Below are 12272 nucleotides of genomic sequence, written 5' to 3'. Positions count from 1 at the left end.
GACGGTCACTGACGACCACAATTAATGCAAGCGGTTGCACGGGTGTCAATGTTCTTGTGTTGCATAAAGATTGCAGACGGGCATGAGGTACGCGCTTACCTTCCGACAAAACCGGACAATCGGCCGCGAGGTCATTGACTCGACCGCATCGAGATGCCTAACTTCGCTGCAAACCTTTGCAGGAAAGTCGGCCGGGAGGGCACATGCCACCAGACAACCGTCGCCGCTTCGCCCTGATCGGCGCCGGCGCTCGCGCCGAGATGTTCGTCCAGGCCCTCACCAGGAACCACGCCGAGACCGCCGAGCTGGTCGCGCTGGCCGACGTCAACCAGTCCCGGATGGACGCGCACAACCGCTGGCTGACGGCCGCCGGGCACGATCCGGTGCCCACCCACCAGGCCGGCGACCTGGCCGCCATGCTGGCGAAGCACGAGGTCGACGAGCTGATCGTCACCAGCGTCGACAGCACCCACGCCGGGCACATCGTCACCGCGCTCGAGGCCGGCTGCGACGTCATCACCGAGAAGCCGATGACGGTCGACGCCGAGAGCGCCCGGCGCATCCTCGAAGCCGAAAGCGCGCAGCGGCATGCGGGCCAAAAGGTGCAGGTCGCCTTCAACTACCGGTTCAACCCGGTGCATGAGATGGTCCGCACGCTGCTGGCCGGCGGCGAGATCGGCGAGATCGGCTCGGTCCACTTCGAGTGGCTGCTCGACGTGCGGCACGGCGCCGACTACTTCCGCCGCTGGCACCGCGACAAGGCCAACTCGGGCGGCCTGCTCGTGCACAAGTCCGGCCACCACTTCGACCTGGTCAACTGGTGGCTCGGCGCGGCGCCGGTCGAGGCGTACGCGTCAGGCCGTCTGTTCTTCTATGGGGAGAACGGCAAACGGCACGGCTACGCCCGCGACTACGACCGGGTGCACGGCAGCCCCGAGGCCCAGGACGACCCGTTCGCCTTGCATCTCGAAGACAACCCGCGGCTGCGCGAGCTCTACCTCGACGCCGAGGCCGAGGACGGCTACCACCGCGACCAGAACGTGTTCGCTCCCGGCGTGACGATCGAGGACGACATGGCGGTGCTGGTCCGCTACGACACCGGCGCGACCATGACCTACCACCTCACCGCGTACGCGCCGTGGGAGGGCTACCGGCTCATGGTCAACGGAAGCAAGGGGCGGCTCGAGCTGGAGGTCGTCGAGAGCGACCACGTCAGCCCCGCGTCGGCCGGCGAGCTCAAGGGCGCGGCCGTGCACGGCACCAAGGCCGCTCCCGAGCGCGGCGGCGTCACGCTGACCATCCGGCCGTACTGGGCGCCGCCGTACGCGGTCGAACTGCAACCGCACAACCGCGAGGGACACGGCGGCGCCGACACCCGCATGACCGCCGTCCTCCTGGGCGGCCAGACCGACCCCATGCACCGCTCCGCGACCGCCCGCGACGGCGCCCTGGCGCTGCTCACCGGCCTCGCCGCCAACCGCTCCCTGCAGACCGGCGAGCGGGTGCGCGTCTCCGACCTGATCGATCTCACCAAATAAATCAGAGGTGACCGTGACAGACCCGACGTTCGCCATCGACCCGCGCCACGCCCAGGTCGCCCGCGAGCTCTATGCCACCGCTCGTGACCTGCCGCTGATCAGCCCGCACGGCCACGTCGACCCGCGCCTGCTGGCCGACGACGAGCCGTTCCCCGATCCGGCGCGGCTGCTGATCGTGCCCGACCACTACGTGACGCGGATGCTGCTGAGCCAGGGCATCCCGCCCGACCGGCTGGGCGTCCCGCGGCGCGACGGCGGCCCGGTCGAGTCCGACCCCCGGGTGATCTGGAGGCTGCTGGCCGACAACTGGCACCTGTTCCGCGGCACCCCGTCCCGGCTGTGGCTCGAGCGCACCTTCCAGACCGTCTTCGGCGTCGAGACCCCGCTGCGCCGGGACACCGCCGACGAGGTCTACGACGCGATCGCCGCTCGCCTCGCCGAGCCCGAGTTCCGGCCGCGGGCGCTGTTCGAGCGGTTCGGCATCGAGGTCCTGGCCACCACCGAGTCCCCGACCGACGACCTCGCGCAGCACGCCAAGCTGGCCGCCGACGGCTGGGGCGGTCCCGGCGGCCGGGTGATCTCGACGTTCCGGCCGGACAACGTCGTCGACCTCGACCGCGAGGACTGGCGGGAGAGCATCGGGCGGCTGGGCGAGCTCGCCGGCGAGGACACGGGGAATTACGCCGGATATCTGGCCGCGCTCCAACGGCGCCGGGAGGCGTTCATCGCGGCCGGCACCACCTGCTCCGACCATGGGCACCCGACCGCCCGCACGTCGCAGATCGAGAAGGAAGACGCGGCCGCGATCTACGAGCGAGGACTCCTCGGCGAGGCGACACCGGCGGATGCCGAGACGTTCCGCGGGCACATGCTGCTCGAGTTCGCGCGCATGTCGATCGACGACGGCCTGGTCATGCAGGTGCATCCGGGCGCCGTGCGGGACCACAACCACAGGCTCTACGCCACGCACGGCAAGGACGTGGGCGGCGACATCCCACAGGCAACCGATTACGTGCACGCTTTGAAACCGCTGCTTGACACGTACGGGATGGATTCGCGCCTGCGCGTGGTGGTGTACACGCTCGACGAGTACACCTTCAGCCGTGAGCTGGCCCCGCTGGCCGGCGGCTACCCGGCGCTCTATCTCGGCGCGCCGTGGTGGTTCCTGGACACGCCGGACGCGATGCGCCGTTTCCGCGAGGCGGTCACCGACGCGGCGGGCTTCTACAACACGGCCGGCTTCGTCGACGACACCCGGGCGTTCTGCTCGATCCCGGTGCGGCACGACGTCTCCCGCCGCGTCGACGCCGCCTACCTGGCGTCGCTGGTGGTGCAGGACCGGCTCCCGATGGACGAGGCGGCCGAGACCATGGCCGACCTCGCCTACCACCTCCCGAAGCGCATCTTCCGGCTGGACAAGGCGGCGAAATGACCAAGATCAAAAGCTTGAGGGTCCATGACGTACGGTTTCCGACCGCCGCCGCCGGGGACGGCTCGGACGCGATCAACCGGGGCGACTACTCGGCCACCTACGTCGAGCTCGCCACCGAGGGCGGACCGACCGGCACCGGATTCACCTTCACCAACGGGCGCGGCAACGAGATCACCTGCGCCGCGGTCGAAGCGCTCGCCCACCACGTGGTCGGCCGCTCGCCGGAGGAGGTACGGCTGCGCGACCTCACCGCCGACGTGCAGCTGCGATGGCTCGGGCCCGAGAAGGGCGTCATCCACATGGCCACCGGCGCGATCCTCAACGCCGTCTGGGACCTGCGGGCCAAGCTCGCCGGCAAGCCGATGTGGCAGCTGCTCGCCGAGATGCCCACCGCCGAGCTGGTCGCCCGCGTCGACTTCCGGCACATCGACGACGCGCTCACTCCCGAGGACGCGGCCGCGATCCTCGACAAGGGCCGGGCCGGGCTCGAGGACCGGCTCGCCCAGCTCCGCGTGGAGGGCTTCCCGTCGTACACGACCAGCGTGGGCTGGCTCGGCTACCCCGACGACAAGGTGCGGGCGCTGACCCGGGAGGCCTACGCGCAGGGCTGGCGGGCCATGAAGATGAAGGTCGGCGGCCCGATCGAGGACGACGTCCGCCGGGCCCGGATCATCCGCGACGAGATCGGGCCGGACGCGCTGCTCATGATGGACGCCAACCAGGTGTGGGGCGTCGACGAGGCGATCGCCAACATGGCCCGCCTGGCCGAGTCCGACCCGTACTGGATCGAGGAGCCCACCCACCCCGACGACGTGCTCGGCCACGCGCGCGTCCAGCAGGCCGTCGCCCCGATCCGGGTCGCCACCGGCGAGGTCGCCGCCAACCGGGTCATCTTCAAGCAGCTGCTGCAGGCGGACGCGATCCGGGTGATGCAGATCGACGCCTGCCGGGTCGCGGGCATCCCCGAGGTCCTCGCCGAGCTGCTGCTGGCAGCGAAGTTCGGGGTGCCGGTCTGCCCGCACGCCGGCGGGGTCGGCCTCTGCGAGCTGGTCCAGCACCTGGCGATCTTCGACTTCCTGCGGGTCGGCACGTCGCTCGACGGCCGGATGGTCGAATACGTCGACCACCTGCACGAGCATTTCGAGGATCCCGTACGGACACGCGACGGGCGCTATTTGGTGCCGGAGCAGCCCGGTTACAGCTCGGACCTCAAGCCGGAGTCGATCGCCGAGTTCCGCTTCCCGGACGGGCGGGCCTGGAAATGAGCGATCTCCTGGGCCTCTCCACTCTCGGCCGTGTCCCCGCCGCGTCGCGCCCCCGGATCACGCCCGGGGACGCCGGCGCCGGCATCGTCCACCTCGGCCTCGGCGCGTTCCACCGGGCCCACCAGGCGGTCTTCACCGAGGACGCGATGGCGGCGGCCGGCGGCGACTGGGGCATCATCGGCGTCGCGCCCCGCTCGGTCACCGTGTTCGACGCGGTACGCGCGCAGGACAACCTTTACAGCGTCACCACGCTCGCCGCCGAGGGCCTCTCCACCCGCGTGATCGGCGCCCTCGCCGGCGTGCGGCACGCCGCGAGCGACCCCGACGCGGTGGTCGCCCTGATCGCCGACCCGGCCATCCGGATGGTCACGCTCACCGTGACCGAGAAGGCCTACCGCCTCGACCCCGCGACCGGGCGGCTCCTGCTCGACGACGAGCTGCGCGGCGACCTGGAGAGCGACCGGCCCCCGCGCACCGTTCCCGGCCTGCTCATCCGTGGCCTCGCCGCCCGCCGGCGCGCCGACGCCGGCCCGATCGCGCTGGTCAGCTGCGACAACCTGCCGGCCAACGGGCACCGGCTGCGTGGCCTGGTCGACTACCTGGCCGCCGCCACCTCGCTGACCGACTGGGTGGCCGGCAACGTCACGTTCCCCGGCACGATGGTCGACCGGATCGTGCCGGCCAGCACCGCCGAGACCTTCGCCGTCGCGCGCCGCGCCCTGGGCGTCCGCGACGAGGCGGCGGTGAGCGGCGAGCCGTACTACGCGTGGGTGATCGAGGACGACTTCCCGGCCGGGCGGCCGGCGTGGGAGAAGGCCGGGGCGGTGCTCACCGGCGACCCGCGGCCCTGGGAACGGCTCAAGCTGCGCAGTCTCAACGGGGTGCACTCGGCGATCGCCTACCTCGGCGCCCTCGCCGGGCGCGAGACCATAGCCGAATCGCTCACGCTGCCCGGGATGGCCGCCATGGTGCGGCGATTCATCGCCGAGGACATCGCGCCGAGCTTCACGCCGCCGCCGGGCGTCGAGACCATCGCGTACGGCGAGGAGGTGCTGCACCGCTTCGCCAACCCCGCGATCGAGTACCGCACGGTGCAGGTGGCCACGGACGGCTCGCAGAAGCTGCCGCAGCGGGTCCTGCACACGATCATCGACCGGCGGGCGGCCGGCGCCACGCCCCGCTGGGGGATCATGGTGGTCGCCGCGTGGATGCGCTACGCCGGCGGCCTCTCCGACGACGGGCGGGCACTCCCCCTCGACGACCCGCTCGCCACCCGCATCCGGGCCCGGCTCGCGGCGGCGCCCGGCACTCCGGCCGGCGTCGTGGAGGCGCTGCTGGGCCTCGACACGGTCTTCGCGCCCGAGCTCTCCGGCGACGACACGGTCCGCGAGCTACTCGTCGAGTGGCTGACCGCCTTCGACAAGCACGGCGTCAAGGCGACCCTGGCCGGGATGGAGGCGTCGGAGACATGACGACCACGGTGGCGTTGATCGGGGCCAACGGGCACGGCCGGTGGCATCGGCGGCGGATCGCGGAGATCGAGCAGGCGGGACGCGTACGGCTGGTGGGTCTTGCCGATGTGCGGCCGCTCGAGCCGGACCCACCCGTACGGGACGGGGTCCTGATCTTCGAAGATCACCGCGAGTTGCTCGCCGAGACCAGCCCCGACGTGGTGGTGATCTGCACGCCGCCGCACACGCATTTGCCGATCGCGCTCGACGCCATCGCGGCCGGGTGCGATCTGCTGCTGGAGAAGCCGCCCGTGGCGTCGCTGGCGGCGCATCACACGCTCGCCGCCTCGCTCGGGGCTGCCGGGCGTGCCTGCCAGGTCGGGTTCCAGGCGCTCGGCTCGCAGTCCTGGCGGGAGTTCCGGGACGCGCTGCCCCGGCTCGGGAAGCTCGACGGGATCACGGCCACCGCCTCGTGGCAGCGGGACGACGTCTACTACGCACGGTCACCCTGGGCGGGCAAACGGATCGTGAGCGGTCGGCCCGTCATCGACGGAGCGCTGGTCAATCCGCTCGCACACGCCGTCATGCAGACGCTCGCCAGCGCACAGGCGGTGGGTGCGGGCCGGCCGCGGCAGCTGGTCGCCGAGCGCTACCGGGTGCGGCCCATCGAGGTGGAGGACACGGCGTTCGCGCGGATCACCTTCGACGGCGGGCTGTCGATCGTGATCGCGGTGACCTTGGCCGGCGAGGACTTCATTGCCGGCGAGATCGCCGCCCGCGGCCCGGGCGGACGCGCCGTCCTGGAGTATCCGACCGACCGGCTCGCGCTGCCCGGCGACGCCGAGATGCGCAAGGTCGAGGGCCGGGCCGACCTGCTCACCAACCTGGTCGACCACCGCGAGAACGGCACGCCGCTGCTCGTGCCGCTCGCGGTGACGGCCGACTTCACCGCGGTGCTGGAGGCGCTCACGGTCCCCGACGTGCCGCCGCCGCACCTGCTCGACGACTCGGCGGTGGTCATCGAGGGCCCGACACGCACCATCCCCGGCGTCAACGACCTGCTGCGCAAGGTGGTCTCGACGATGGCGCTGCCCTCGGAGATGGGTGTGCCGTGGGCGGTGCCGCCCTTCACGAAGCGGCTGCCGGTGACTTAGACCCTCCCTAAGCATCGACGGGTGTGCATGCGGGTGGAGTATCGTGCCCGCCATGGTGAGCCGGATGCGCGCCTTCACCATCGCCGCGGCCTGGATTGTGGCCGGGCTGATCGTCGGCATCGTGGGGTTCGCCGCCGCCACCGGGACGCTGACCGACGAGCCCCGGGCCGTGGTCGTGGCCGGCTTGCTGTTCCTGCCCGCGTGCCTGGTGGTGGCCGGGTTGTGGGTCGGGATCGGGGCGCGCAACGCCCGGTCGTCGGCCTCGCTGGGCGGGCAGGCGGCTTTGTTCGGCTTGGCGGCGGCCTTGATCGCGGTGCTCCTGCTGGCCGCGATCCTGGGCGACAGCGCGCACTAGCGGCCTTATCCGACGGCTGCCAGGAAGTCCGAGTAGAAGAGGCCTAGACCTATCGCCACGCAGACGCCGGCGACGGTCCAGAAGCGGACGACGATGTTGACCTCGCTCCAGCCGGCCAGCTCGAAGTGGTGGTGCAGCGGAACCATCCGGAAGACGCGTCTGCCGGTGGTGCGGAACGAGACGATCTGGATCACCCAGGTCACAGTGACGATGACGAAGAGCCCGCCGATGATGATCGACAGCAGCGTGGTGCGGGTCGCCACCGCGAGGCCGCCGATCAGGGCGCCCAGCCCGAGCGAGCCCACGTCACCCATGAAGATCCGTGCCGGCGACGTGTTCCACCACAGGAAGCCCACGCAGGCCGCCGCCGCGGCGGCCGCGATCATGGCGATCTCCAGCGGATCCCGCACCTGGTAGCAGTAGTCGTTGGCCCGCACGTAATCGAGGTCGCCGCACCAGTGGCGATATTGCCAGAAGCCGATCAGCGCGTACGCCCCGAGCACCAGGATCGACGCGCCGGTGGCCAGGCCGTCCAGGCCGTCGGTGAGGTTCACGCCGTTCGACATCGCCGTGATCACGAAGACGAACACCATCACCGAGCCGACCTTGCCGACGTCCAGCCAGCTGATGTCCCGGATGAGCGAGATGTGCTCGCTGGCCACGGTCTGGCCGTTGGTGCTGGCCACGTAGAGCGCCGCGATGCCGAAGCCGGCGCCGACGATCGCCTGGCCGAGCAGCTTGCCCTTGGCGGACAGCCCGTCGGAGTTGCGGCGGCGCACCTTGAGGAAGTCGTCGAGGAAGCCGACCACGCCGCAGAACACGAACAGCCCGAGCAGGACGAGGGCCGTCATGGTCGGGCCCTCCTGCGCGATCTGCCGCTCGGGCAGCGTCGTCAGCGCGATGTGCCCGGCGACGTAGGCGAAGACGGTCGCCACGATGAACGTGACGCCGCCCATCGTGGGCGTGCCCTTCTTGGCCAGATGGGAGGACGGCCCGATGGACCGGATCGGCTGGCCGGCCTTGAGCGCGGTGAAGACGCGGATGGCCACCGGCGTGCCGAACAGCGAGACGATGAACGCGACGGCGGCCGCGACGATGACCGCCCTCACGGGCGGGCCTTGAAGTCATCGATCACGGGACAAGAGCTTGCCATGCGACGGCAAGCAACCAGCGCCGCAGCCTCAGAGCGCCTCCTCCACCTGCCGGCGGGTCAGGGCGCCGTCGGCGATCAGGACGTGGATTTCCCTGGTCAGGGGGTGGGCGGGCTTGATCGGCAACGGATCGGTGAAGGCCAGGGCCGCGCACACGCCCACGTACTCCTCGGTGCGGGCGAACCACCGGTCGGCGTCGGCCAGGCCCTGGAAGACCAGCGTGTAGCGGTCGTCCACGGTCACCGCCAGCCAGGGGTCGGCCGAGGCGTGCGGGGAGTCCGACAACGCGCCGAAGGCCTTGGCCACTCCCGGTGAAGCGCGCCAGAAGAAGCCGCCGTAGCCGGCCTGGCCCGGGCGGCCGTGCGTGGCGGGGCTGCCGAGCACGACCTCCGACTCGGTGACGGTGCTCAGGGCGTACGTGAAAGAAAGACGCCAGCCGTGAGGCGCGGCACTTGCTGTTACCGTCCGTTCCTCGCGGAGGATGACTTCGCCGGTAGCCGCCTGCCATTCGAGACGGGAGGTGGAGCCGGACGACGAAACCTCGACGATGCGGCCGTGGTCGTCGAGCCAGACGTAGCCCTCGTCGCGGACATACGTGCGGCCGCCCCAGAAGTTGAGGCCGTCGACGTCGGCCATCGTCACCGACGCGCCCATGTGCCACGGGTGGTCGTAGCAGAGAGCATCGGTGACCGTCACGCCGGAGAGTGTCCGGACGGGGTGAAGGTAGGGGCGAGGAGCCAGGCGGATGTCGAGGTCGGCCCGCGAGACGTAGGTGGCTACCGGATGGCCGGCGACGGTCAAGGTGGTCATGCGGCGAAGGCCTGGTAGCCGGCGTACGCCTCGGCCAGCACCTCGGGGCCGGGGCGGGACCAGACGTCCTCGTGGAAGACCTCGACCTCGACGTACCCCTGGTAACCGGCGTCGCGGACCGCGGTGGAGAAGCGGCGGAGATCCACGCAGCCGGTGCCGGGGAGGCCGCGGCCGAGCAGGACGCCCTCGGGCAGCGGGGTGATCCAGTCGGCCAGCTGGAAGGCGGCTATCCGTCCGCCGCGGCCGGCCGCGGCGATCTGGTCCCAGACCTGGTCGTCCCACCACAGGTGGTAGGTGTCGATGCAGACGCCGACAGCGTCGGAGGGGTGCGGGGCGGCGATCGCGAGGGCCTGGCCGAGGGTCGCCACGACGCAGCGATCCGAGCAGAACATCGGGTGCAGGGGCTCGATCGCCAGGCGGACGCCGGCCGCGCGGGCGTCGGGGACGAGGGCGCCGATCGCGTCGGACACGTGGCGGCGGGCGCCGTCGATGTCGCGGGACTTGCCGGGGAGGCCGCCGCTGACCAGCACCAGGGTGTCGGTGCCGAGGGTGGCGGCCTCCTCGATGGCGCGGCGGTTGTTGTCGTACCAGTCGGCCTCGTGGAAGAAGCCGCCGCGGCACAGCGACGAAACCGTGAGGCCGGCGTCGCGGACCAGGGTGGCGGCCTTGTCCAAACCGAACTCCGCCACCTCCTCTCGCCACAGTCCCACGGCGGGGACGCCGGCGGCGACGCAGCCGGCCACCAACTCGTCGAGAGGCCAGCGCTTGGTCGTGGCCTGATTCAGGGAGAAACCGTTCATCATTCGAGTCCTACCGTGGTGAGCCAGGCCCGGGCGCGGGCGGTGGCGAGATCGGCGTCGGGGAGGATGCCGGCGTCGTCGGCCAGGCGCATCAGCGTGAGCAGGTGGCTGGGCGAGCGGCCGGCCTGTGCGCCGCCGACCATGACCAGGTGGTCCTGGTGGCCGGCCAGCCAGTTCAGGAAGACGATGCCGGTCTTGTAGTGATAGGTCGGGGACGCGAAGAGGTGCCGGGCGAGGGGCAGCGTGGCGTCCATGATCCGGTCGTAGGTCGCCAGGTCGCCCGCGTCGAGGGCGCGCAATGCCGCGCCGGCCGGTGGGGCGATGACGGCGAGCACGCCCAGCAGCGCCTCCGAGTGGCCCTGGTCGTCGCCCTTGATCAAGACGGGGTAGTTGAAGTCGTCGCCGGTGTACATCCGGACGCCCGCGGGGAGGCGGCGGCGCATCTCGATCTCGCGGTCGGCGTCGAGCAGAGAGAGCTTGATGCCGTCCACCTTCGCGGCGTGCTCCTCGATGATCTCGAGGACCACGTCGTCGCCACCCCAGTAGCCGGCCAGCGCGGGGTCGAAGGCCTCCCCCAGCCAATGCAGCAGCACCGGGCCGTCCGCCTGGGACAGCAGCTCGCCGTAGACGCGCCGGTAGTCGTCCGCATCCGCGGCCGTCGCCGCGAGATGGCGGGAACACATCAGCACCGGTTGGGCGCCGGCTTCCTGCACATCATTCAATTGCTCCGCGTACGCCTTCCGGATGTCGTCGATCGAGGCGGCACCGGAGAGCAGTTGATCGGTGTTGACGCCGGCCACGATCTTGCCGCCGACCGACCTGGCCTCGGCGGAGCTGCGCCGGATCAGCTCGCGGGTCGCGGGGTAGTCGAGGCCGGCGCCGCGCTGGGCCGTGTCCATCGCCTCGGCCACGCCGAAGCCGTGCGACCACAGGTGATGGCGGAACCGGAGAGTGGCATCCCAGTCCAGCGCGGCCGGCGCGCCGGGGATGTTCTCGGCCCGCTGATCCGCGGTGACCGGCGCGGCGGCGTACGCGATGCGGCTCTTGAAGGGTTTTCCGGCTTCGAAGCGGGCGCCTTTGAATTCGATCATCGGCCCAGCTCCGGGATCTCGAGGCGCCGTCCCTCGCGGGAGGACTGCAGGCCCAGCTCGGCGACCTGGACGCCGCGGGCGCCGGCCCACAGGTCGCCGGCGTAGGGCGCGTCCTCGGCCACGTAGCGGAGGAACTGCTCCCACTGGGCCCGGAAGCCGTTGGGGAAGACCGCGTTGTCGGGGACCTCCTGCCACTGCTCGCGGAACCGCTGCGTGGTGGGGACGTCCGGGTCCCAGACCGGCTTGGGCGTGGCGGCCCGGGGCTGGATGCGGCAGTGGTGCAGGCCGGCCACCGCGCTGCCGTGGGTGCCGTCGACCTGGAACTCGACCAGCTCGTCGCGGTTCACCCGGACCGCCCAGGACGAGTTGATCTGGGCGATGACGCCGCCGTCGAGCTCGAAGATCCCGTACGCCGCGTCGTCGGCGGTCGCCTCGTAGGCGGCGCCTTCCTCGTCCCACCGGCGGTCGATGTGCGTGGCGGCGGTCGCGGTCACGGTTCGCACCGGGCCGAACAGCTGCTCCAGGACGTAGTGCCAGTGGGGGAACATGTCGAGGACGATGCCGCCGCCGTCGACCGCCCGATAGTTCCAGGAGGGGCGCTGGGCCGATTGCCAGTCCCCTTCGAACACCCAGTAGCCGAACTCCCCGCGCACCGACAGAATTTTTCCGAAAAATCCGGCTTTGATGAGTCTGTCGAGCTTTCGCAGACCGGGCAGGTAGAGCTTGTCCTGCACGACGCCGTGCTTGACGCCGGCCGCGTCGGCCAGGCGGGCCAGCTCGATCGCCTGCTCGAGGGTCTCGGCGACCGGCTTCTCGGTGTAGATGTGCTTGCCGGCGTCGATCGCCATCTGCAGGGCCTTGACCCGGGCCGAGGTGACCTGGGCGTCGAAGTAGACCTGCACGTCGGGGCGGGCCAGGGCGGCCGGCAGGTCGGTGGTCCAGTTCTCCTCGGCGATGCCGTGGCTCTCGGCGATGGCCCGCAGCTTGGCCTCGCTGCGCCCGACCAGCACCGGCTCGGGCCAGAGCACCGACCCGTCGCGGAGCGGCAGGCCACCGTCCTGGCGGATGGCGAGCACCGAGCGGAGCAGATGTTGCCGCAGCCCCATCCGTCCGGTGACGCCGTTGAGCACAATTCCGATCGTCGTCCGGCCCATTGTCTGCGGGTCCTCCGTCTTAGGTAAGCGCTTTCCTAGACCGTAGTGGGCGTGCTGCCACGCAGGCAAGA

Annotated in this window: 11 protein-coding genes; 6 read left to right on the top strand and 5 right to left on the bottom strand. The window is 71.1% G+C overall.

Annotated features, from left to right (window positions below):
• Positions 1-203 precede the first annotated feature (203 nt).
• The 6 genes from ACQPZX_RS19905 to ACQPZX_RS19880 are packed head-to-tail and all read left to right on the top strand — an operon-like array spanning position 204 to position 7195.
• Positions 204-1538 carry a Gfo/Idh/MocA family protein gene (locus tag ACQPZX_RS19905; RefSeq protein WP_433382914.1) on the top strand — a complete coding sequence of 445 codons (1335 nt, stop codon included), beginning with the start codon at positions 204-206 and terminating at the stop codon, positions 1536-1538.
• Positions 1539-1545: 7 nt separating this feature from the next.
• Positions 1546-2970, top strand: coding sequence for a glucuronate isomerase (gene uxaC, locus ACQPZX_RS19900; RefSeq protein ID WP_433382912.1), 1425 nt, complete (start codon positions 1546-1548; stop codon positions 2968-2970).
• Positions 2967-4235, top strand: a complete 1269-nt coding sequence (locus ACQPZX_RS19895) for an enolase C-terminal domain-like protein (RefSeq protein WP_433382910.1) — start codon at positions 2967-2969, stop codon at positions 4233-4235. The genes uxaC and ACQPZX_RS19895 overlap by 4 nt, the downstream gene beginning before the upstream one ends.
• Complete coding sequence (locus ACQPZX_RS19890) at positions 4232-5707, top strand: mannitol dehydrogenase family protein (RefSeq protein ID WP_433382908.1); 1476 nt, start codon at positions 4232-4234, stop codon at positions 5705-5707. Before ACQPZX_RS19895 ends, ACQPZX_RS19890 begins: the two co-directional genes overlap by 4 nt.
• Positions 5704-6840: a Gfo/Idh/MocA family protein gene (locus ACQPZX_RS19885; RefSeq protein ID WP_433382906.1), complete on the top strand. Its 1137-nt coding sequence runs from the start codon at positions 5704-5706 to the stop codon at positions 6838-6840. Before ACQPZX_RS19890 ends, ACQPZX_RS19885 begins: the two co-directional genes overlap by 4 nt.
• Positions 6841-6892: 52 nt before the next feature.
• Entirely contained in the window at positions 6893-7195 is a 303-nt protein-coding gene (locus ACQPZX_RS19880; protein WP_433382905.1) for a hypothetical protein, read from the top strand.
• Between the two features lie 5 nt (positions 7196-7200).
• Here the strand turns inward: ACQPZX_RS19880 and mraY are convergent, their stop codons facing one another.
• The 5 genes from mraY to ACQPZX_RS19855 all read right to left on the bottom strand — a co-directional run bounded on the left by mraY (position 7201) and on the right by ACQPZX_RS19855 (position 12201).
• Positions 7201-8304, bottom strand: a complete 1104-nt coding sequence (mraY, locus tag ACQPZX_RS19875; protein ID WP_433382903.1) for a phospho-N-acetylmuramoyl-pentapeptide-transferase — start codon at positions 8302-8304, stop codon at positions 7201-7203.
• Positions 8305-8376: 72 nt separating this feature from the next.
• Entirely contained in the window at positions 8377-9156 is a 780-nt protein-coding gene (locus tag ACQPZX_RS19870) for a PmoA family protein (protein WP_433382901.1), read from the bottom strand.
• Positions 9153-9956: a sugar phosphate isomerase/epimerase family protein gene (locus ACQPZX_RS19865; protein WP_433382899.1), complete on the bottom strand. Its 804-nt coding sequence runs from the start codon at positions 9954-9956 to the stop codon at positions 9153-9155. The genes ACQPZX_RS19870 and ACQPZX_RS19865 overlap by 4 nt, the downstream gene beginning before the upstream one ends.
• Complete coding sequence (locus ACQPZX_RS19860; protein ID WP_433382897.1) at positions 9956-11047, bottom strand: dihydrodipicolinate synthase family protein; 1092 nt, start codon at positions 11045-11047, stop codon at positions 9956-9958. Before ACQPZX_RS19860 ends, ACQPZX_RS19865 begins: the two co-directional genes overlap by 1 nt.
• Positions 11044-12201, bottom strand: coding sequence for a Gfo/Idh/MocA family protein (locus ACQPZX_RS19855; RefSeq protein WP_433382895.1), 1158 nt, complete (start codon positions 12199-12201; stop codon positions 11044-11046). Before ACQPZX_RS19855 ends, ACQPZX_RS19860 begins: the two co-directional genes overlap by 4 nt.
• Between the last annotated feature and the right edge of the window lie 71 nt (positions 12202-12272).

The organism is Actinoplanes sp. CA-142083, from assembly GCF_050942195.1.
Classification (GTDB): Bacteria; Actinomycetota; Actinomycetes; order Mycobacteriales; family Micromonosporaceae; genus Actinoplanes.
This window is presented reverse-complemented; position numbering and strand designations above follow the sequence as displayed.

Coding starts and splice junctions, on each gene's coding strand:
- ACQPZX_RS19905 (WP_433382914.1), top strand. CDS start 204: ATGCCACCAGACAACCGTCGCCGCTTCGCCCTGATCGGCGCCGGCGCT.
- ACQPZX_RS19895 (WP_433382910.1), top strand. CDS start 2,967: ATGACCAAGATCAAAAGCTTGAGGGTCCATGACGTACGGTTTCCGACC.
- ACQPZX_RS19890 (WP_433382908.1), top strand. CDS start 4,232: ATGAGCGATCTCCTGGGCCTCTCCACTCTCGGCCGTGTCCCCGCCGCG.
- ACQPZX_RS19885 (WP_433382906.1), top strand. CDS start 5,704: ATGACGACCACGGTGGCGTTGATCGGGGCCAACGGGCACGGCCGGTGG.
- ACQPZX_RS19880 (WP_433382905.1), top strand. CDS start 6,893: ATGGTGAGCCGGATGCGCGCCTTCACCATCGCCGCGGCCTGGATTGTG.
- ACQPZX_RS19870 (WP_433382901.1), bottom strand. CDS start 9,156: ATGACCACCTTGACCGTCGCCGGCCATCCGGTAGCCACCTACGTCTCG.
- ACQPZX_RS19865 (WP_433382899.1), bottom strand. CDS start 9,956: ATGAACGGTTTCTCCCTGAATCAGGCCACGACCAAGCGCTGGCCTCTC.
- ACQPZX_RS19860 (WP_433382897.1), bottom strand. CDS start 11,047: ATGATCGAATTCAAAGGCGCCCGCTTCGAAGCCGGAAAACCCTTCAAG.
- ACQPZX_RS19855 (WP_433382895.1), bottom strand. CDS start 12,201: ATGGGCCGGACGACGATCGGAATTGTGCTCAACGGCGTCACCGGACGG.